The following is a 19,862-nucleotide window of genomic DNA, read 5'->3' on the forward strand; positions in this document are numbered from 1 at the left end:
CCTCTCCCTGGGGGAGAGGGTCATATGCGGTTGCATGTCGCCATATGTTAGCGCTAACAAGTGTTCGGGTAACAACGAGCGCAGCCCCCAGGGTTTGGTGAGGCCCAGACGCTCGAACGGGGAGACGACGCCGTGGGCCTGACTCAGAGCCTTCCAGAAGACTGGCAGGACGCGACCTTGCTGGGCCGCATCGACTTCGGCGACGGTCCGACTCCTGTGCTGGTGCGCGGCGGTCGGGTTGAGGACGTGTCGAAGATCGCCCCGACGGTCTCCGACCTGATGAACGCCTTTGGGCCCGGCACGGCGATTCCCCGTGGCGAAGACCGGGGGCCGCTGGAGGCCCTCGACCTGCGCCCGGTCTGGGAGGACCCCAACGGCGAAGCCGCCGCCAAGCTGCTGGCTCCCGTCGACCTGCACTGCCTCAAGGCCGCCGGCGTCACCTTTGCCGTCTCGACCCTGGAGCGGGTGATCGAGGAGCGCGCCCGCGGCGACGCAGCAGCCGCCCTGAAAATCCGCGAGCAGTTGTCCGACAGCATGGGCGGCGATCTGCGCAGCGTCGATCCGGGCTCGGAGGGTGCCGCGCGCCTCAAGCAGACCCTGATCCAGGACGGCCTGTGGTCGCAGTATCTGGAAGTGGCCATCGGTCCCGACGCCGAGATCTTCACCAAGGGCCCCACCCTGTCGTCGATGGGCTGGGGCGACCAGGTCGGCGTGCGATCCGACAGCCACTGGAACAACCCCGAGCCGGAGGTCGTGCTGCTGTGCGACGGCTCAGGCCAGATCCGCGGAGCGGCCCTGGGCAATGACGTCAATCTGCGCGACTTCGAGGGCCGCAGCGCCCTGCTGCTCAGCAAGGCCAAGGACAACAATGCCAGCTGCGCCATCGGCCCGTTCTTCCGCCTGTTCGACGACGGCTTCAGCCTGGACGACGTGCGCTCGGCCGAGGTCGAGCTGCAGATCACCGGGCGCGACAATTTCGTCCTGAACGGACACTCCAATATGGGCCTGATCAGCCGCGATCCGGCCGTTATCGCCGGCCAGGCGTTCAGCAGGCAGCACCAGTATCCCGACGGCTTTGCCCTGTTCCTGGGGACCATGTTCGCCCCGATCCAGGACCGCGACACCCCCGGCCAGGGCTTCACCCACAAGGTCGGCGATCGCGTGCGGGTGTCCACGCCCAAGCTCGGCGTGCTCGAAAATGAGGTGACCACCTGCGACCAGGCCCGACCCTGGACGTTCGGGATCAGCGCCCTGATCCGCAATCTGGCCGGCCGAGGCCTGCTCTAACTCTTGTTTTTCGAGGACATCGTCCCATGACCGACACCCTGCGCCACTATATCGGCGGCGAACGCGTCGCCTCCGACGCCCCGACCGAAAGCCTGAACCCGTCGAACACCAGCGACGTGGTCGCCATGGTCCCGAACGGCGGTTCCGCTGAAGTCGACGCCGCCGTCGAGGCCGCCAAAAAGGCCTTCCCGGCCTGGTCGGAAAGCTCGCCGGAGGTCCGCTCGGACCTGCTGGACAAGGTGGGTAGCACCATCATCGCCCGCAGCGCGGACATCGGCCGCCTGCTGGCCCGCGAAGAGGGCAAGACCCTGGCCGAGGGCATCGGCGAGACCGTCCGCGCCGGCCGCATCTTCAAGTATTTCGCCGGCGAGGCCCTTCGCCGCCACGGCCAGAACCTGGAAAGCACCCGTCCCGGTGTCGAGATCCAGACCTATCGTCAGGCTGTCGGCGTCTTCGGCCTCGTCACGCCCTGGAACTTCCCGATCGCCATCCCGGCCTGGAAGGCGGCTCCCGCCCTCGCCTTCGGCAACACCGTGGTGATCAAGCCCGCCGGCCCGACCCCGGCCACCGCCTCGGTCCTGGCCGACATCATGGCTGAATGCGGGGCTCCGGCCGGGGTGTTCAACATGCTGTTTGGCCGCGGTGCGATGGGCGATGCCCTGGTCAAGCACAAGGACGTCGACGGCGTGTCGTTCACCGGCTCACAGGGCGTGGGGGCCCAGGTCGCGGCGGCCGCCGTGGCCCGCCAGGCCCGCGTTCAGCTGGAAATGGGCGGCAAGAACCCGCTGATCGTGCTGGACGACGCTGACCTGGAACGCGCCGTCGCCATCGCCCTGGACGGCTCGTTCTTCGCCACCGGCCAGCGCTGCACCGCCAGCTCGCGCCTGATCGTCACCGACGGCATCCATGACCGCTTCGTGGCCCTTCTGGCCGAGAAGGTCGCCGCCCTGCGGGTGGGCGACGCGCTCGACCCCAACACCCAGATCGGCCCGGCCGTCTCCGAAGACCAGATGGAGACCAGCTACCGCTATATCGACATAGCCTCCGGCGAAGGCGGCCGGATCGTCACCGGTGGTCTGCGTCTGAAGCGCGACAATCCCGGCTGGTACGTCCAGCCGACCCTGATCGCCGACACCGACCGCAACATGCGGATCAATAACGAGGAGGTCTTCGGCCCCGTCGCCTCGACCATCCGGGTCAAGGACTATGAGGAAGCCCTGGAGGTCGCCAATGGCGTCGAGTTCGGCCTGTCGGCGGGGATCGCCACCAGCTCGCTGAAATATGCCCGCCACTTCCAGCGCCATGCCAAGGCCGGCATGACCATGGTCAATCTGGCCACAGCCGGCGTCGACTATCACGTGCCCTTCGGCGGCTCGAAGAGCTCCAGCTACGGAGCCCGCGAACAGGGCTTCGCGGCGGTCGAGTTCTTCACCCAGACCAAAACCTCGTATTCGTGGTCGTAAGCCGCATGTCCTCAGCCATCTATCCCAGCCTGAAGGGCAAACGGGTCGTCATCACCGGTGGCGGCAGCGGCATCGGGGCGGGCCTGACCGCCGGCTTCGTCCGCCAGGGCGCGGAAGTGATCTTTCTCGACATCGTCGATGAGGATTCCAAGGCCCTGGTCGAGCAACTGACGCCGAACGCCGCCATTGTTCCGGTCTACCGGCACTGCGACCTGATGGACCTTGAGGCCCTCAAGGCTACCCTGGCGCAGATCGGCGACGTCGATGTGCTGGTCAACAATGCCGGCAATGACGACCGCCACAAGCTGGCCGACATCACCCCCGCCTACTGGGACAACCGCATCGGCGTGAACCTGCGCCACATGCTGTTCGCGGCCCAGGCGGTCGCCCCCGGCATGGCCCGGCGCGGCGGCGGAGCGATTATCAATTTCGGCTCGATCAGCTGGCACCTGGGCCTGGAAGATCTCGTGCTCTACGAAACCGCCAAGGCCGGGATCGAGGGCATGACCCGGGCCCTGGCCCGCGAGCTGGGCCCCGACGATATCCGCGTCACCTGCGCGGTGCCCGGCAACGTCAAGACCAAGCGCCAGGAGAAATGGTACACGCCCGAGGGCGAGGCCGAGATCGTCAGGGCCCAGTGCCTGAAGGGCCGCCTGGTCCCCGACCACATCGCCTCACTCGTGCTGTTCCTGGCCTCGGACGACGCGGCCCTGTGCACGGGTCACGAATACTGGATCGACGCCGGCTGGCGGTAGCCGGGATTGCTCCCTTTTCCCTGAAAGGGGAGAGCGCTATCGCACATGGGCAAAGACGGTTGTCATCCCGGACAAGCGCGCAGCGCGAAGATCCGGGACCGACGCGTGAACTCAGAGCTTCCGGCGGTCCCGGATCTGCGCTTCGCTTGTCCGGGATGACACCCGCTTTTGCTGACTGCGATCACCCTGCCCATCAATGGGGAGGGCTAAGGAGATTATGCGTATGCCGACCCCCACCTGCGTCTGGGACCTGAAGGCCACCCTCGGTGAAGGCCCGATCTGGCACGGCGACGCCCTGTGGTTCGTCGACATCAAGGGCCACCGTGTCCATCGCTTCGACCCCGTCACGGGCGCGACCCAAAGCTTCGAGGCCCCCGACCAGGTGACCTTCATCGCCCCCGCCGATGATGGCCTAGGATTCCTGGCCGGGTTGAAAAGCGGCTGGCATCACTTTGATCCGGTGAGCGGCACCTTCACTTTTTACAACGATTTCAGTCACATCGAAGCGCCGGAACTGAACAACCGGCCAAATGATTCTACCGTAGATGCCCAAGGCCGCCTCTGGTTCGGCACCATGCATGACGAAGAAGAAGCCCCCTCTGGCGCGCTCTACCGCATGGATGCAGGTGGCGCGCAAGTCAGGATCGACGACGGCATATGCATCACCAACGGACCGGCGCTCAGCCCCGACGGCCGGACGCTCTATCACACCGACACCCTGGAAAAGACCATCTGGGCCTTTGACGTGGCCGAAGACGGCTCGACCTCTAACAAGCGGGTCTTCGCCCGGGTCGAGATCGAGAACGCCTGGCCCGACGGTTCGGTGGTCGACAGCGAGGGCTATCTGTGGACAGCCCTGTGGGGCGGCTATGGGGTCCTGCGCATCTCGCCCGAGGGCCAGATCGTCGACAAGATCCCCCTGCCCGTCCCCAATGTGACCAAGCCGTGCTTCGGCGGCCCCAATCTGAAGACCCTCTATTTCACCACCGCCCGCAAGGGTCTGAGCGACGAGACCCTCGCCGCCTGGCCCGAGGCCGGCGGCCTGTTCGCCGTCGATGTCGATGTCGCCGGCCAGCCCCAGTACGAGGTGCGCCTTGACCTCCCCTGACCGTCAGCCCCGCCGGTTCCGTTCGCGCGACTGGTTCGATAATCCCGACCATATCGACATGACCGCCCTCTATCTGGAGCGGTTCATGAACTACGGGATCACGCCCGAGGAACTGCGCAGCGGCAAGCCGATCATCGGCATCGCCCAGACCGGCAGCGACATCTCGCCGTGCAACCGCATCCACCTGGACCTGGTCAGCCGCGTCCGGGACGGCATCCGGGACGCCGGGGGCATTCCGATGGAGTTCCCCGTCCATCCGATCTTCGAGAACTGCCGGCGCCCGACGGCGGCCCTGGATCGGAACCTGTCCTATCTCGGCCTCGTCGAGACCCTGCATGGCTATCCGATCGACGCGGTGGTCCTGACCACCGGCTGCGACAAGACCACCCCGGCCGGCATCATGGCCGCCACCACGGTCAATATCCCGGCCATCGTACTGTCGGGCGGACCGATGCTGGATGGCTGGCATGACGGCGAGCTGGTCGGTTCGGGCACGGTGATCTGGCGCTCGCGTCGCAAGCTGGCGGCCGGCGAGATCAATGAGGACGAGTTCATCCAGCGCGCCGCCGACAGCGCCCCCTCGGCCGGTCACTGCAACACCATGGGCACGGCCTCGACCATGAACGCCGTGGCCGAGGCGCTGGGGCTGTCCCTGACCGGCTGCGCGGCCATTCCGGCCCCCTATCGCGAGCGTGGCCAGATGGCCTATCGCACCGGCCAGAGGATCGTCGACCTGGCCTATGAGGACATCAAGCCCAAGGACATCCTGACCCGGAAGGCCTTCGAGAACGCCATTGCCCTGGTGGCGGCGGCCGGTGGCTCGACCAATGCCCAGCCGCACATCGCCGCCATGGCGCGTCATGCCGGTCTGGAGATCACCGCCGACGACTGGCGCAAGGCCTATGACATCCCGCTGATCGTCAACATGCAGCCGGCCGGCAAGTATCTGGGCGAGCGCTTCCACCGGGCCGGCGGCGCGCCGGCCGTGCTGTGGGAGCTGCTGCAGAACAGCCGCCTGCACGGCGACGTCCTGACCGTCACCGGCAAGACCATGGCCGAGAACCTCGAGGGTCGCGAAACCCGGGACCGTGAGGTGATCTTCCCCTATGCCGAGCCCCTGGCCGAGAAGGCCGGCTTCCTGGTGCTGAAGGGCAACCTGTTCGACTTCGCGATCATGAAGTCCAGCGTCATCGGGGCCGACTTCCGGGCCCGCTATCTGAGCGATCCGGGCAAGGAAGACATCTTCGAGGCCCGGGCCATCGTGTTCGACGGCTCCGGCGACTATCACGCCCGCATCAATGACCCGGCCCTGAACATCGACGAGCACTGCATCCTGGTGATCCGGGGCGCGGGTCCGATCGGCTGGCCCGGCTCGGCCGAGGTGGTCAATATGCAGCCACCGGATCACCTGCTGAAGAAGGGGATCATGAGCCTGCCCACCCTCGGCGACGGCCGCCAGTCGGGCACCGCCGACAGTCCCTCGATCCTCAATGCCTCGCCCGAAAGCGCCATCGGTGGCGGGCTGTCATGGCTGCGCACCGGCGACACCATCCGCATCGACCTCAATACCGGCCGCTGCGACGCCCTGGTGGATGAGGCGACGATCGCCGAGCGCCGCAAGGAAGGGATCCCGGCCGTCCCCGAGACCATGACCCCCTGGCAGGAGATCTACCGGGCCCATACCGGCCAGCTGGAGACCGGCGGGGTGCTGGAATTTGCGGTCAAGTACCAGGACCTGGCGGCGAAGTTGCCCCGGCACAACCACTGACCTCCGTCTCCGCTCGACCGGGCAACAGCTCGGTCGAGCGGAGGCTCAGCCCGCCAAAGCCGACAGCAGCAGCCCCACCTGGGCCAGGGCCGCAAGCAGGGCCAGGACCAGGCCGACCCACAGCCGGGGGCCTGCCAGGGTCATGATCATTGGCCGCGTCGGGAAGTTGAAGGTCTGGGGCATGGCCGCGTGTTTGAAGGCGTGGGCCCCGCCAAAGCGTGGATCGCAGACCAGCTGGGCCAGGTCCCGCCGGCTGCGATAGCGGACATAGCCCATCATCGACCATTTGGGGCAGTTCTCGATCCCCCAGGTATCGACCAGTCCCCCGACCTTGCGCGCGGCCAGGGCCGGATGGCCGCCGCGCCGGAACAGGGCCGGCAGGAACATTCGGGTATAGCCTTCCATCACCTCCCGAGCGGGCTTCAGCGCGCCGGTCGCCGGATCAGCCACCGGCCCGTCGGCCATGCGGATGACGTTGAGCATGAAGAACTCGCGCCCGTCGTCCTCGGCCAGAAAGCGCTCCAGGGTCAGCAGTTCGTCCGGCCCGCCGTGGCCGATGCCCGCGGCCTTCATCCGGCCGATCAGGTGGGCGACCTCGGCGGTGGACAGCGGCCCGCGCCAGTTCACATACCAGGCCAGGAACACGGCATAGAGAGCGAGGGCGACGCCCCAGACCCAGAAACTCGACATCTTGCAGACCCTCCCGAAAGCCCTGCGGGCTTCAGCCCATCACGGTTTCGATCAGCACCTGACCTTCAAGGCCGGCGTCACGATGGACGTGGATCTCGGCATAGCCCGGCGAACTGAGGATCTCGGCCATGGCCTTGAAGGACGGGTACATCATCACCGCCACCGAATCCCACGGCCCCTCGACCTCGCCGATCAGCAGGCCGCGCACCTGGGCGCTGAACACCAGCTTGCCGCCGGCCTCGGCAATCATCTTGCTGACGGCCCGACCATAGAGGGCGTAGGCCTGAGCGCCGGTCAGCGTGGTCTCGCGCCCGTCGGGATAGACGGCGCGGTCGCGGAATTTCAGCAGGTTGAGCATGTAGATCGGCTGGCCGTCGTCCCGCTGAAACGCGGCGAGCTGCTGGGCCGAAGTCGGGCCGTGGGCATTGGTGACCTGCATCGGAAAGCTCCGGGATCCACCGCCCGAACCGTTCCGGGCGGATAATATGGCAATGAGCATGCCATTTGTTTGCAGGCCCTGTCACCCCCGAAACCTGACCGCCCGCCCTGCCCATTACGAGCGGGTTCCCGGGGTGGCCGGAATCATGCTGCGACTGGCTTCAAGAGGCGGCGGGGGATGGCCTGTGGAGATCAAGGAATACTTTCTGGGCCTTCTGGCCATCATTACCGGCCTGGCGATCAGCGACATGGTCGTCAGCGTTCACGCCCTGTTGCGGCGCTTTGGCCGCACGCGCTGGGACTGGCTTCCCATGGCGGCCGCCAGTCTGGTCTTTGTGGTGATCGTCCGGAGTTGGTGGATTGCCTGGTACACCGACTGGACCAATACGCCGCTGTGGCAATTCCTGCTGATCCTGATCCAGCTGATCTGCATGTTCCTGGCGGCCAAGGCCGTCCTGCCGGACGAGGGTGAAGCCCTCGACCTGGACATGATGGAACACTACCGATCCTCGAACCGCTATGTCTGGAGCGCCCTGATCGGCATGATCCTCGCCTTTGCGGCGGCCGCCATCCTCAACCGGCTGGGCAGCGCCGAGCGCATAGTCGCATGGTTCTTCGAATGGGGCTGGGAACTGCCGATCTACTGCGTCCCCCTGGTCCTGCTCATTGCCGTGCAGCGCATGATCCTGCACCGGGTCATCGTCCCGACCCTGCTGATCGCCTGGCTGGTTCTGAACGGTGGGTCGATCATGCAATGAGGCCGCGCCGCCTCGCGATCAAATTGCAACCCCCTCTGGCGCAGAACGCCGCAAGCCGCCACATTGAACCCTAGCCCGTATCGCGCCAGCGCGGGATCGCCCTCAGGAGCCCCCATGTCCGACACCCCCGCCTATGTGCCGCCCAAGGTCTGGACCTGGAACAAGGAAAATGGCGGTCGCTTCGCCGCGATCAATCGCCCGATCGCCGGCCCGACCCAGGACAAGCCCCTGCAGATCGGCAAGCATCCCCTGCAGCTCTACTCCCTGGGCACGCCCAATGGCGTCAAGGTGACGATCATGCTCGAGGAACTGCTGGCCCTGGGCCATGCTGGCGCCGAGTATGATGCCTGGCTGATTAACATCGGCGCGGGCGACCAGTTCGGCAGCGGCTTTGTCGACGCCAATCCCAATTCCAAGATCCCGGCCCTGGTCGACCATAGCGGCGAGACCCCGATCCGGATCTTCGAGTCCGGGGCCATCCTGATGCACCTAGCGGAAAAGTTCGGGGCCTTCCTGCCGACCGAGCCGGCGGCGCGGGCCGAGTGCCTGTCGTGGCTGTTCTGGCAGATGGGCAGCGCGCCCTTCCTGGGCGGCGGCTTTGGCCACTTCTATGCTTATGCCCCGGTGAAGATCGAATATGCCATCGACCGTTATGCCATGGAGGTCAAACGCCAGATGGACGTTCTGGACCGCCGGCTGGCCGAGACGACCTATGTGGCCGGCGAGGACTATACCATCGCCGACATGGCCATCTGGCCCTGGTACGGCGGCATGGCCAAGGGCGTGCTGTATGAGGCCGGCGAGTTCCTGTCTGTGCAGGACTACAAGCACGTTCAGCGCTGGGCCGACCTGCTGGCCGAACGCCCGGCCGTCAAGCGCGGCCGGATGGTCAATCGCGTCTTTGGTGAGCCCTCCAGCCAACTGCCGGAACGCCATGACGCCAGCGACTTCGAGCTGCGGACGGCCGACAAGCTCAATCCGGCGACCTGATCCCGGGGTACAGGCCTGCTTGTCAAAGCCACCTGGCGCGCTTGAAGCGCCAGTAGAGCAGCAGGCAGACCCCGACGATCACGCCGAGCGCGAGGGGATAGCCGTAGGTCCAGCTCAGCTCGGGCATGTGCTCGAAGTTCATGCCATAGATGCCGGCAATGGCGGTCGGGACAGCCAGCATGGCGGCCCAGGCCGCCAGCTGGCGGGTGATCACGCCCTGGCGCTGCTGCTCCAGCAGAGAGCTGACCTCGAACACCGAAGTCAGCACATCGCGCAGGCCTTCAACCAAGGAAGCGACCCGGGCGATGTGGTCGCGCACGTCGCGGAAATAGGGTTTCACCTCGGCATCGATGCACGGCATCTCGTGGTTCTCCAGCTCGCTGGCCACCTGTTCCATGGGGCCGAGCAGCTTGCGGAACCGCATGAGTTCGCGCCGCAGGGTGAAGATCCGGGCCACCTCATTGCGGCTGAGGAAGGCGTCCAAGGCCCGCCGTTCCATCTCGGCCATCTCGTCGTCGATCGCATCGACGATCGGCAGATAGCCGTCGACGATGAAGTCGAGCACGGCATGCAGGACATAGTCACCGCCATGGGCCAGCAGCCGGGGCGTCGCCTCCAGATGCTGGCGCAGCTCGGTATGGGCCCGGGCCGAGCCGTGCCGCACGGTGATCAGGTGATTGGGGCCTACGAAGATGTCGGTCTCGCCGTACTCGATACGGCCCTCGACCAGCTGGGCGGTCTTGGCGACGACGAACAGCTCGTCGCCATAGAGATTCACCTTGGGCATCTGACGGGCGTGAAGGGCGTCCTCGACCGCCAGAGGATGGAGGCCAAACACCTTCTGCAAGGTCACGAGTTCGGCCGCTTCCGGCTCGACCAGACCGATCCAGACGAACTCGCCGTCGCGCGGGACGAGATCCTGCGGGGTGTCGAGGCCAAGTTCGCGCGACCTGAGTCCGTCCACATAGGCGATGGCCGCAACGACGCTCATGCACGCTCCCGCACCTGTCTTGAGGGTCGCCCTATGGCATGGAACCGGGCGGCGTCACAGTCGCGCCGCCCCGGTTCCTGACCGACAGGTCCCTACCCGCCGACCGGCGTTGCTCCGGTATCAAAGTCGAAGCCCTGCGGCCGCGGCCTGCCGCCGCCGAAATTGTAGGTCAGGCCAAAGAACAGCGCCCGGATACGCGGCAAGCGTTCGGTGCGGTCACGCAGGGTAGGCGTGTCCGTGATCACCGCGTCGCGGAAGGTATCCAGGGCGTCCTGGGCGGTCACCACGAACGACAGCTTGTCGCTGACCTTGCGGCGGTAGCCCAGGTTCAGCATCTGCACGGGTTCGCGATGGCCCTGGGGCGTCAGGCGCTTGCCCGAGGTGAAGCCACTGATCTGGACGAAGTCCGCCGGTGTGACCTGCCAGTTCAGACTGCCGCGGCCCGAGAGCGCCGTTCCCGAGCGCGTCTTGGCAAAGCCGAGATTGGCCGCGTCGATCTCGTTCCAGAACAGGTTGCCGCTGAGGCTGTAGGTGAGCGTGGAGGTCAGGCGACCATTGGCCACGAGCTCCAGGCCGCCATTGCGGCTTTCGCCGAGGTTTTCCTTGGTGGTCAGCAACACGCCGCCGCCCAGGTCGCGCACCACATCGGTGACACCCTTGGTGCTCTGCCGGTAATAGGCCGTCGCCAGGTAGTAGGCCTGACCCTTGCGGTACTGCCAGCCCAGTTCATAGGAGTCGGTGACCTGGGGCTTGAGGTCGGGATTGCCCGCCCGGAAGTTGAACGGGTCCTGATAGACCCGGTAGGGATTGAGGTCCTGGGCCTGGGGGCGCTGAACGCGGCGGCTGAAATTGGCTCTCAGCTGCTGGTCATCGCTGAGCGAGTAGCTGACGAACAGCGACGGATAGGCGCGCAGATAGTCATTGCTGTTCTTCAGCCGGCTGGTGATCTGGTCGGTGTCGATCTGCACCTGCTCGACCCGCAGACCGCCCTGCACCGTCACGTCGCCGAACGGCCGCTCGAGCGTGACATAGCCCGCATAGACGCTCTGATCATAGACGAAGCGGTTGGTGCGGCTGGGATCCACCGTCAGCCCACCGGGGGTGGGGCCCCGCGCACCGCGATTGTCATAGTCGTTGCTTTGGCCAAGATCGAGGTCGAACCCGGTCTTCAGCTTGGCGTTGCCGCCCAGAGGGCGGGAATAGTCCAGAGCGACATTGGTCTGGGACTGATCGATGGAGAAGGACGAGGTTTCGTACTCGTCGGCCGTGAAGCTGTTGTCGGTAAAGGCACGCAGGTCACGCCCGCTGTTGGTGACCTCATATCCGACCGAGGCGACCAGTTCATGCTCCGAGCCCTTGAACTGGCGGCGCCAGGTAGCCTTGGCCTCGGCATTGTCCCGATCCATCTTGAAGTTCGACGCACGCTGGTAGCTGCGGTTGACGATCCCCGCAGCGGACTTGCCCTGGAAGGTCTCGGTGCTGTCCATGTCCATGGCCATGCCGCGGTAGCGGAGCTCGCCACTGACCCGGGTCTTGGCGTCGAGGTCGTAGTCAAGATTCCCGCGCAGGTTCAGCGAGTCGCCGTCCCCTTCCGCCAGGCTCTTCTGAATGCTTTCCAGCCAGGGGGCCGTGGCGAGGGCGCGGGTCGCACGCTCGCTGCTGGAGCGGAACTTCTGCGCGTCATGCCGATAGCCGACATCGCCCGACAGGCTCAGCTTGTCCTGGTTGAAGGACCCGCTGACCCCGCCGTTGTAGCGACCGTCGCTGCTGGCATTGAGGCGCACCGAGCCATTGCCGCCGGCCTTGCGCGTCTTCTTGGTCACCAGGTTGATGATCCCGGCCGTGCCATCCGGACGGAAGGCGGCCGAGGGATTGGTCATCACCTCGACCCGGTCGATCTGGTCGGCGGGCAGTTGCTGCAGGGCATCGGCCTTGCCGTCGCCGCTGAACATGCCCGACGGCTTGCCGTCGATCAGGATGGTGACATTGGCATCGCCGCGCAGGCTGATATTGCCCTGAACATCGACCTCGACCGAGGGGATGTTGCGCAGGGCATCGGCGATGGATCCGGTGCGGGCCGACAGGTCATTGGCGACGCTGTAGCTGCGGCGGTCGATCGAGGTGCGCATGGCCGTGGCATCGCTGGTCACGGTCACGCCCTCGACGGCGGTGGCGGCTTCAGGCTTGGCGGGTGGACGGGCCCCCGGGCTGGCGGGGGCCTGGGCCAGGGCCGTACCAGGCAGGACGAGCGCAGCGGCGGCGGCGAGGAGCTTAGTGTTCAAGCGCAAGGCAAAATCCCATTTGGCCCGCCGTCGCGGACGCGCCGGTGCAGGACGCCCGGCTAAAGCCTGAGCTTCAAATGGTAGCAAATGTCTTTTCGGCAATGTTTCGTTTCTGCGGGTTTATGCGGCGCCCTGGACACAACCGCCCACGCCAAGACCCGCGCCTTCGGTACGCCGGACAAACGCACTAGGCTGACCCTTCGTCAGCGCGAGTCGCGGTCGGTGTGATCCCATGCCGCCGCTTGCGTGCTGATACCGGTAACACTAAGGTCGCCGGCAAGGAGCGCTTCATCAAGGCCGCTCCGGGGTTGAACACGGCCCTCGGGCCACGGGGAGGAAACAATGGCTTCAGTAACCAGCGCGGGCCCAAGCCCGGGCATGAGCGCCGATGGCGGCAAGGTCAACATGACCTTCATCGCCGCGATCGTGGCCGTCGCCACGATCGGCGGCTTCATGTTCGGCTACGACAGCGGCGTCATCAACGGCACCCAGGAGGGTCTGGAAAGCGCCTTCAATCTCAGCAAGCTAGGGACCGGACTGAATGTTGGCGCCATCCTGATCGGCTGCGCCATCGGTGCCTTTGCCGCCGGCCGCCTCGCCGACGTCTGGGGTCGCCGCACGGTGATGCTGATCTCGGCCCTGCTGTTTCTGGTCAGCGCGATCGGCACCGGCGCGGCTGATACCTCGCTGGTCTTCATCGCCTTCCGCCTGATCGGCGGCCTGGGCGTCGGCGCGGCCAGCGTGCTGTGCCCGGTCTATATCTCGGAAGTGACCCCGGCCAATATTCGTGGCCGCCTGTCGTCCGTGCAGCAGATCATGATCATCACCGGCCTGACCGGCGCGTTCGTGGCCAACTATGTGCTGGCCCATACCGCCGGCAGCTCGACCGCCGAGTTCTGGCTCGGCTTCCCGGCCTGGCGCTGGATGTTCTGGATGCAAGTCATCCCGGCCGCGATCTTCTTCTTCAGCCTGCTCTCGATCCCGGAAAGCCCGCGCTATCTGGTGGCCAAGGGCAAGGAGGCCGAGGCCTCGAAAATCCTGTCGCGCCTGTTCGGCGAAGGCCAGGGCGACCGCAAGGTGGCCGAGATCCGCGCCTCCCTGTCGGCTGACCGCAAGCCGACCTTCTCGGACCTGCTGGACCCCGCCACCCGCAAGATCCGCGCGATTGTCTGGGCCGGCCTGGTCCTGGCCGTGTTCCAGCAGCTGGTCGGCATCAATATCGTCTTCTACTACGGCTCGGTGCTCTGGCAGTCGGTCGGCTTCACCGAGGACGACAGCCTGAAGATCAACATCCTGTCGGGCACCCTGTCGATCGTGGCCTGCCTGGCCGCCATCGCCCTGATCGACAAGATCGGCCGCAAGCCCCTGCTGCTGATCGGCTCGGCGGGCATGGCCGTAACCCTTGGTGTCCTGACCTGGTGCTTCTCGACCGCCACCACGGTGGATGGGTCGCTGCAGCTGGCGGACAATGTCGGCCTGATCGCCCTGGTCGCGGCCAATGCCTATGTCGTGTTCTTCAACCTCAGCTGGGGCCCGGTCATGTGGGTCATGCTCGGCGAGATGTTCCCCAACCAGATGCGCGGCTCGGCCCTGGCCGTCGCCGGCTTCGCCCAGTGGATCGCCAACTTCGCCATCTCGGTCAGCTTTCCGGCCCTGGCCGCCCTCAGCCTGCCCCTGACCTACGGCTTCTATGCGGTCAGCGCCGTGGTCTCGTTCTTCCTGGTCCAGAAGCTGATCAAGGAAACCCGCGGCACCGAGCTGGAAGACATGGTGGGGTAACCCACCACCCTGCGGGGGCGAGCCCCACACTGAACGCCCGGAGGCCCCGCTTCCGGGCGTTTTTCTATGGTCGCCACCTTCACTGCCCAGTCCGGCCATGACAGCGTTATCGATGAATCTCGCTGATGACACCGGTAGACAAGACGAGATTCCTGCCGCCTAGTGACCGGTAACACCGCCAGCGCGGCCTCAGTTCGCGCAGCCCTGTAGAGCTTGGGAAGGATACGCCGATGGTTCAGATCAGCCGCCGGGGAGCGCTGGGCTCCCTCCTGACCGGAGCCGCCGTCAGCGCCGTTCCCGCTGCCGGCCAGGCTGCCCAGATGGGAACCCTGCCCGGTCCAGCCCCTGCGGGTGTGCCGACCTGGGCCCGCGGCATAGAGGGCCAGCGCAAGGCCGATCTGGGTAACGGGACCTTCCTCAACCCGATCCTGGCCGGCGACCGGCCCGATCCGTCGATCCTCAAGGACGGCGACGACTACTACATGACCCACAGCTCGTTCGACGCCTATCCGGGCCTGCTGATCTGGCACAGCCGCGACCTGGTGAACTGGACCCCGGTGGTGGCCAGCCTGAAGACCAATATCGGCTCGGTCTGGGCCCCGGAAATCTGCAAGCACCAGGGCCGCTACTACATCTACATTCCGGCCAAGTTTCCGGGCAACAACACCAGCTATGTGATTTGGGCCGACCGGATCGAGGGGCCGTGGTCCGAGCCGATCGACCTGAAACTGCCCCGCTATATCGATCCCGGCCATGTGGTCGACGAGCAGGGCGTGCGCTGGCTGTTCCTGTCCGGCGGCGACCGCATCCAGCTGGCTCCCGACGGCCTGTCGACCGTCGGCAAGCCCGAGCACGTCTATGATCCGTGGCGCTATCCTGACGACTGGGACGTCGAGGGCTTCTCGCCCGAAGGCCCCAAGGTGATGAAGAAGGGCGACTACTACTACCTGGTCACCGCCGTGGGCGGCACCGCCGGCCCGCCGACCGGCCATATGGTCATTGTCGCCCGCGCCAAATCCCTGGCAGGTCCCTGGGAAGACCATCCGCGCAACCCGCTGGTCCGTACCGTCGACAATGCCGAGACATGGTGGTCGCGCGGCCACGCCACCCTGGTCGAGGGCCCCGGCGGCGACTGGTGGACCGTCTATCACGGCTATGAAAACGGCTTTTATACCCTGGGCCGTCAGACCCTGCTGGCTCCGGTCACCTGGACGAAGGACGGCTGGTTCGACATCGGCGGCGGCGATTTGGCCAAGCCCATGCGCAAGCCAAAAGGCGGCAAGCCTGGCCCGCACGGCATGGCCCTGTCAGACGACTTCACCACCGACAAGCTGGGCGTGCAGTGGAACTTCTTCGACCCCAAGCCGGGCGAGGCCGACCGCATCAGCCGCAAGGACGGCGTCCTGACCCTGAAGGGCGCAGGCGAGGCCCCGTCCAGCGGTTCGCCCCTGATCTTCGTCAATGGCGACCAGGCCTATGAGATCGAATGCGAGATCGACATCGACCCGGACACGCGTGCAGGACTGATCCTGTTCTATGACCGCCAGCTCTATTGCGGCCTGGGGTTCGACGCCAAGAACTTCGTGACCCACCAGTATGGCATCGAGCGCGGTCGGCCGGCCAATCCGCACGGGTCGAAGATGCTGATGCGGCTGCGCAATACCCGCCACATCGTCAGCTTCCACACCAGTGGCGACGGTGGCGCGACCTGGAAACGGTTCGACCGGGGCATGGAGGTCAGTGGCTACCACCACAATGTCCGCGGCGGCTTCCTGATGCTGAAGCCGGGGCTCTATGCCGCCGGCAAGGGCTCGGCGCGGTTCAGGAACTTCAGCTATCGCGCCCTGGATTGAGAGATCCTCCCATTTCGGGGAGCGGGCCCCGCTGACTTGAACACGGTTGTCATCCCGGACGAGCGCTCAGCGCGAAGATCCGGGACCGACGCCTGAACTCGGAGCTTCCGGCGGTGCCGGATCGGGGCCCGGCTTCGCCGGAGCTTGTCCGGGATGACAACTTTCATAGCGGCTAATCTGCAGATCACCTGCCCCCCAAGGGGGCATCGCCAGTCACTGCCTCGCTTTTCGGAGCCGACAATGCGCTTCAGACCCCTTCTTTTCGCGACCGCCCTCGTCCTTGCCGCCCCGGCCGCTCACGCCCGGGCGGCGACCGAGGTCGATCCTTCCGTCTTCAAGGCCGCCAAGATCGTGCTGATCGGCGACTCCACGACCGCTGTGCAAAGCGGTTGGGGCGGCAGCTTCTGTGCGCGGCACGTGACCTCGGTGATCGGCTGCATCAACCTGGCGCGCGGGGGCCGTTCCAGCGGCAGCTACAGGACCGAAGGCTCCTGGGCCCTCGCCCTGCACGAGATCCGCTCCGGGGGGTTTGCGGACACCTATGTGCTGATCCAGTTCGGTCACAATGATCAGCCCGGCAAGCCCGGACGATCCACGGACCTGGCCACCGAGTTTCCGGCTAATCTCAAGCGCTATGTCGAGGAGGTCCGCGCGGCGGGCGGCCAGCCGGTTCTGGTCACGCCCCTGACCCGGCGCCAGTTCAAGGATGGCAAGCTGCTCGACGACCTGGGCCCCTGGGCGCAGGCTATCCGAGAGGTGGCTGCAACCCTGAACGTGCCGCTGATCGATCTGCATGCCCAGAGCTTCGCCGCCGTCCAGGCCATGGGCCCTGTCGCGGCCCTGGACCTGGCCCAGGTCCCGCCGCCGGTCGCCGTGGTCGAGGCGGCGCGCAGTGGGACGACGATCAGCGTCAAGGCCTATGAGCCGGTGGTCCCCGGAACCGCTCCGCCTCCACCTGCCCCCCCTGCTCCACCTGCCCCGCCGCCGACCGCTGCCGACGAACCCATGGGCACGCCCAAGCTCGCCTTCGACTATACCCATCTGGGGCCGGCAGGGGCCGATCAGGTCTCGTCCGAAGTGGCAAAGGCCTTGGCCGGGCTGTTTCCGGCGCTCCGACGCAACCTGCTGCCCTGAACGAAAAAGGGCGGGTCCGAGGACCCGCCCTTTCCGTCTCTTATCCGCTTGTCTTTAGCGGAACAGGCTCAGGATCGAGGACGATGCCTGGTTGGCAATCGACAGCGCCTGCACGCCCAGCTGCTGCTTGGTTTGCAGCGACTGCAGCTTGGCGCTTTCCTTGGCCAGGTCAGCGTCGACCAGGTTGCCCACGCCGGCGTCGAGGCTGTCTTGCAGCTTGCCGACGAAGGTCAGGTGGGTGTCCAGGCCGACCGAGCTGGTGCCCAGCGAGGCCAGCTTGTTGGTCGCCGTCTGCAGGGCCGTGGTCACCGTGGCGATCATGGTCTTGGCAGCGGTAGCGTCAGCGAAGGTCGAGGTGGTCGTCAGGCCGATACCGGCCAGCGAGAGGGTCTTGGCGTTGATGGTGAAGCCCGAGCCGTCCTGGTTGGCCAGGAAGGTCAGCTTGGTGGTGGTGCCATCAGCGATGCTGACGCCATTGAACTTGGCGTTCGTCGCGGCCTTGGTCACCTGATCGCGCAGGGACTCAAAGTCCGACTTCAGAGCGTTGAAGCTGGCGGTGTTGAGCGAGGTGTCGGAAGCGGCCAGGGCCTTTTCCTTCATCTTGCCCAGCAGGTCGGTGATGGTGTCGCCGGCGGCCAGGGCCACATCGATGGTCGACTGACCGCGTTGCAGCGAGTCCTTCACCGAGTTCAGCGAGGAGGCCATCGAAGACTGGTTCTTGGCCGTAGCCCAGATCGCGCCATTGTCCTTGGCGCTGCCCACCTTCTTGCCGGTGTTGATGCGCTGCTGGACGTTCGACAGTTCCGAGTTGGTGGTGTTCAGGTTTTGCAGCGCGATAAGCGCGCCGCTGTTCGTGTTGATGCTATTCAGCGCCATTGCGAATGGTTCCTATTCGAGGAGATCCGACGTCATTTTGACTGCCGGTGGGCTTTTGCCTGCCTGCAGTTTTTGCGCCATGCAGTTTATGCCGTATGAACCGTGATGGTTAACGGGCACGAATTGGGTACCGAAAACGACAACGCTGCTGAATTCTGAAAAACACCCCTCAAGTATTTCGAAAATTTCTGGCGGAACCCGCGCGCCTATTTCCCAAGTCATAAGGTGTCGTGCGGCAGATTAACGCGGGCGCTCACCAGCTTGTCTAGACCTTGGGGCACTGGTCTGATCCATCACAGGATCTAGCGGGCGAGGCACCGGGCTGTGACATTTTGGCCCACCGGTCTCAATTCAGGATTGTTTTCAGCGCCCAGCCAAGACCCTTGCCGAGGTCTTCGTGGTCCGCGTCCGGATCGATTGTTTCCCTGGACCAGGACTTCAACGGCACGCCGAGGTCGCTCTGTTCGCGGACACCATGACCCGGAGTCCCCTCACCGCCTCCGCCCGGCCCGAACTCGATGACGTCACCCGGTCGCCAAGACCTCTGCCCGCTCGCAGCGGCGAAGGCATACGCTTCACGGGTTGAACAGGTCCTCCTCGATACGGGCACCAGGAATAATAAAACAAATTGTTTTTATATAGGCGGCGTGGTTTGACTGAGTCCAAAATATCGAGGAGCGAAACGGTGGATGGGGAGAGCACGGCCGCGCGCGGCGTCGGGCCGGACAGTCGTGGCCTACGCATCGGCGTAGACCTCGGGGGCACCAAGATCGAAGTCGCCGCCCTCGCCCCCGACGGCCGCTATCTTTCGCGTTTGCGTGCCCCGACGCCGGATTCCTATGACAGCGCTATCAGAATCATCCGGGACCTCGTGATCGCAACCGAGATCGCTGTGGGATCTCTAGGCTCCGTCGGCGTTGGCGCGCCCGGTTCGATCTCGCCGAGCTCGGGACGAGTCCGCAATGCCAACACCCTCTGGCTCAATGATCGCGCGCCGAGCCAGGATCTGGCGGAGGCCCTTGGCCGTCCAATCCGCATGGCCAATGACGCCAACTGCATGGCCCTGTCGGAAGCGGTCGATGGCGCGGCCGCCGGGGCCAGGACAGCCTTCGCGGTGATCCTGGGCACGGGCTGCGGCGGTGGACTGGTGGTCGATGGACGCCTGATCGAAGGCTCCAACGGGATCGGCGGCGAATGGGGCCACCTGCCCCTGCCCTGGGCCGCTGCCGACGAGACCCCTGGCCCCGAATGCTGGTGCGGACGACGAGGGTGCCTGGAAACCTGGGTGTCCGGGTCCGGCCTCCGGCGCGCTTATGAGGCCCGTACAGGCCGAACCCTGAAGGGTGAGGAGATTGTCGCCGCCGCCGAGGCGGGTGAGGCCGAGGCCATGGAGGCCCTGGACCGCCTGTTCGACCGCCTGGGCCGTGGCCTGGCGGTCATCTGCGACATTCTCGATCCGGAGATCTTTGTCTTTGGCGGCGGGCTTTCGCGGGTGGAGTCGCTCTATCAGCGCCTGCCCGGCCTGATCGCGCCACACGTCTTTTCCGATCGCTGGAGCGCGAAGCTGGCCCCCGCGCACTGGGGCGACGCCTCCGGCGTGCGGGGGGCCGCCATGCTCTGGTCACAGCCCGACCGGGGCCTCAGCCCGCCGGTTGCGGGCATCCCCGAACTGGCCGCGGGCCTGGCCTGA

At 65.8% G+C, this 19,862-nt stretch carries 16 protein-coding genes; 11 read left to right on the top strand and 5 right to left on the bottom strand.

What is annotated here, in order from left to right; translation table 11 throughout:
• The first annotated feature begins 132 nt into the window (after window positions 1–132).
• From ACW17U_RS13225 to xylD, 5 genes are all read left to right on the top strand, one after another.
• Window positions 133–1,287 carry a fumarylacetoacetate hydrolase family protein gene (locus ACW17U_RS13225; RefSeq protein ID WP_492053010.1) on the top strand — a complete coding sequence of 385 codons (1,155 nt, stop codon included), beginning with the start codon at window positions 133–135 and terminating at the stop codon, window positions 1,285–1,287.
• A gap of 26 nt (window positions 1,288–1,313) precedes the next feature.
• Window positions 1,314–2,750, top strand: a complete 1,437-nt coding sequence (locus tag ACW17U_RS13230) for an aldehyde dehydrogenase family protein (RefSeq protein ID WP_492053011.1) — start codon at window positions 1,314–1,316, stop codon at window positions 2,748–2,750.
• A gap of 5 nt (window positions 2,751–2,755) precedes the next feature.
• Complete coding sequence (gene xylB, locus ACW17U_RS13235) at window positions 2,756–3,505, top strand: D-xylose 1-dehydrogenase (RefSeq protein ID WP_492053013.1); 750 nt, start codon at window positions 2,756–2,758, stop codon at window positions 3,503–3,505.
• Window positions 3,506–3,728: 223 nt separating this feature from the next.
• A complete protein-coding gene (locus ACW17U_RS13240; protein WP_492053014.1) occupies window positions 3,729–4,613 on the top strand; it encodes an SMP-30/gluconolactonase/LRE family protein in 885 nt (294 codons plus the stop codon).
• On the top strand, window positions 4,567–6,381 hold the full coding sequence (gene xylD / locus ACW17U_RS13245) for a xylonate dehydratase XylD (protein ID WP_492055734.1): 1,815 nt from the start codon (window positions 4,567–4,569) through the stop codon (window positions 6,379–6,381). The genes ACW17U_RS13240 and xylD overlap by 47 nt, the downstream gene beginning before the upstream one ends.
• A gap of 45 nt (window positions 6,382–6,426) precedes the next feature.
• Here xylD and ACW17U_RS13250 read toward each other — a convergent pair whose 3' ends face one another.
• Together ACW17U_RS13250 and ACW17U_RS13255 are read right to left on the bottom strand one after the other, a co-directional pair.
• Window positions 6,427–7,071 carry a hypothetical protein gene (locus ACW17U_RS13250; RefSeq protein ID WP_492053016.1) on the bottom strand — a complete coding sequence of 215 codons (645 nt, stop codon included), beginning with the start codon at window positions 7,069–7,071 and terminating at the stop codon, window positions 6,427–6,429.
• Between the two features lie 31 nt (window positions 7,072–7,102).
• Window positions 7,103–7,510, bottom strand: coding sequence for a DUF1330 domain-containing protein (locus ACW17U_RS13255; RefSeq protein WP_492053018.1), 408 nt, complete (start codon window positions 7,508–7,510; stop codon window positions 7,103–7,105).
• Window positions 7,511–7,694: 184 nt separating this feature from the next.
• On the opposite strand from ACW17U_RS13255, the gene ACW17U_RS13260 reads away from it, so the two are divergent.
• Window positions 7,695–8,267: a hypothetical protein gene (locus tag ACW17U_RS13260; RefSeq protein ID WP_492053020.1), complete on the top strand. Its 573-nt coding sequence runs from the start codon at window positions 7,695–7,697 to the stop codon at window positions 8,265–8,267.
• A 114-nt stretch (window positions 8,268–8,381) separates the two neighbouring features.
• Window positions 8,382–9,257 (top strand): glutathione-dependent disulfide-bond oxidoreductase, encoded by an 876-nt coding sequence (gene yghU, locus ACW17U_RS13265; RefSeq protein WP_062144394.1) that lies wholly within the window; start codon window positions 8,382–8,384, stop codon window positions 9,255–9,257.
• Window positions 9,258–9,279: 22 nt separating this feature from the next.
• Here the strand turns inward: yghU and corA are convergent, their stop codons facing one another.
• Both corA and ACW17U_RS13275 read right to left on the bottom strand, forming a co-directional pair.
• Window positions 9,280–10,248 (bottom strand): magnesium/cobalt transporter CorA, encoded by a 969-nt coding sequence (gene corA, locus ACW17U_RS13270; protein WP_492053022.1) that lies wholly within the window; start codon window positions 10,246–10,248, stop codon window positions 9,280–9,282.
• Between the two features lie 92 nt (window positions 10,249–10,340).
• On the bottom strand, window positions 10,341–12,536 hold the full coding sequence (locus ACW17U_RS13275; protein WP_492053024.1) for a TonB-dependent receptor domain-containing protein: 2,196 nt from the start codon (window positions 12,534–12,536) through the stop codon (window positions 10,341–10,343).
• Window positions 12,537–12,872: 336 nt separating this feature from the next.
• On the opposite strand from ACW17U_RS13275, the gene ACW17U_RS13280 reads away from it, so the two are divergent.
• From ACW17U_RS13280 to ACW17U_RS13290, 3 genes are all read left to right on the top strand, one after another.
• Window positions 12,873–14,309, top strand: a complete 1,437-nt coding sequence (locus tag ACW17U_RS13280; protein WP_062144383.1) for a sugar porter family MFS transporter — start codon at window positions 12,873–12,875, stop codon at window positions 14,307–14,309.
• A 230-nt stretch (window positions 14,310–14,539) separates the two neighbouring features.
• Window positions 14,540–16,162, top strand: coding sequence for a family 43 glycosylhydrolase (locus tag ACW17U_RS13285; RefSeq protein WP_492053026.1), 1,623 nt, complete (start codon window positions 14,540–14,542; stop codon window positions 16,160–16,162).
• A gap of 240 nt (window positions 16,163–16,402) precedes the next feature.
• Complete coding sequence (locus ACW17U_RS13290) at window positions 16,403–17,296, top strand: rhamnogalacturonan acetylesterase (RefSeq protein WP_492053028.1); 894 nt, start codon at window positions 16,403–16,405, stop codon at window positions 17,294–17,296.
• A 54-nt stretch (window positions 17,297–17,350) separates the two neighbouring features.
• Here ACW17U_RS13290 and ACW17U_RS13295 read toward each other — a convergent pair whose 3' ends face one another.
• On the bottom strand, window positions 17,351–18,172 hold the full coding sequence (locus tag ACW17U_RS13295; RefSeq protein WP_062144374.1) for a flagellin: 822 nt from the start codon (window positions 18,170–18,172) through the stop codon (window positions 17,351–17,353).
• A gap of 685 nt (window positions 18,173–18,857) precedes the next feature.
• Here ACW17U_RS13295 and ACW17U_RS13300 point away from each other — a divergent pair.
• Window positions 18,858–19,862 (top strand): ROK family protein, encoded by a 1,005-nt coding sequence (locus ACW17U_RS13300; RefSeq protein ID WP_492053030.1) that lies wholly within the window; start codon window positions 18,858–18,860, stop codon window positions 19,860–19,862.

It is taken from the genome of Caulobacter sp. AVps16, assembly GCF_058681455.1.

Excerpts from the sequence above, each read along its gene's own strand:
- ACW17U_RS13230 (WP_492053011.1), top strand. The coding sequence starts at position 1,314 with ATGACCGACACCCTGCGCCACTATATCGGCGGCGAACGCGTCGCCTCC.
- xylB (WP_492053013.1), top strand. The coding sequence starts at position 2,756 with ATGTCCTCAGCCATCTATCCCAGCCTGAAGGGCAAACGGGTCGTCATC.
- ACW17U_RS13240 (WP_492053014.1), top strand. The coding sequence starts at position 3,729 with ATGCCGACCCCCACCTGCGTCTGGGACCTGAAGGCCACCCTCGGTGAA.
- xylD (WP_492055734.1), top strand. The coding sequence starts at position 4,567 with ATGTCGCCGGCCAGCCCCAGTACGAGGTGCGCCTTGACCTCCCCTGAC.
- ACW17U_RS13250 (WP_492053016.1), bottom strand. The coding sequence starts at position 7,071 with ATGTCGAGTTTCTGGGTCTGGGGCGTCGCCCTCGCTCTCTATGCCGTG.
- ACW17U_RS13255 (WP_492053018.1), bottom strand. The coding sequence starts at position 7,510 with ATGCAGGTCACCAATGCCCACGGCCCGACTTCGGCCCAGCAGCTCGCC.
- yghU (WP_062144394.1), top strand. The coding sequence starts at position 8,382 with ATGTCCGACACCCCCGCCTATGTGCCGCCCAAGGTCTGGACCTGGAAC.
- corA (WP_492053022.1), bottom strand. The coding sequence starts at position 10,248 with ATGAGCGTCGTTGCGGCCATCGCCTATGTGGACGGACTCAGGTCGCGC.
- ACW17U_RS13280 (WP_062144383.1), top strand. The coding sequence starts at position 12,873 with ATGGCTTCAGTAACCAGCGCGGGCCCAAGCCCGGGCATGAGCGCCGAT.
- ACW17U_RS13285 (WP_492053026.1), top strand. The coding sequence starts at position 14,540 with ATGGTTCAGATCAGCCGCCGGGGAGCGCTGGGCTCCCTCCTGACCGGA.
- ACW17U_RS13290 (WP_492053028.1), top strand. The coding sequence starts at position 16,403 with ATGCGCTTCAGACCCCTTCTTTTCGCGACCGCCCTCGTCCTTGCCGCC.
- ACW17U_RS13295 (WP_062144374.1), bottom strand. The coding sequence starts at position 18,172 with ATGGCGCTGAATAGCATCAACACGAACAGCGGCGCGCTTATCGCGCTG.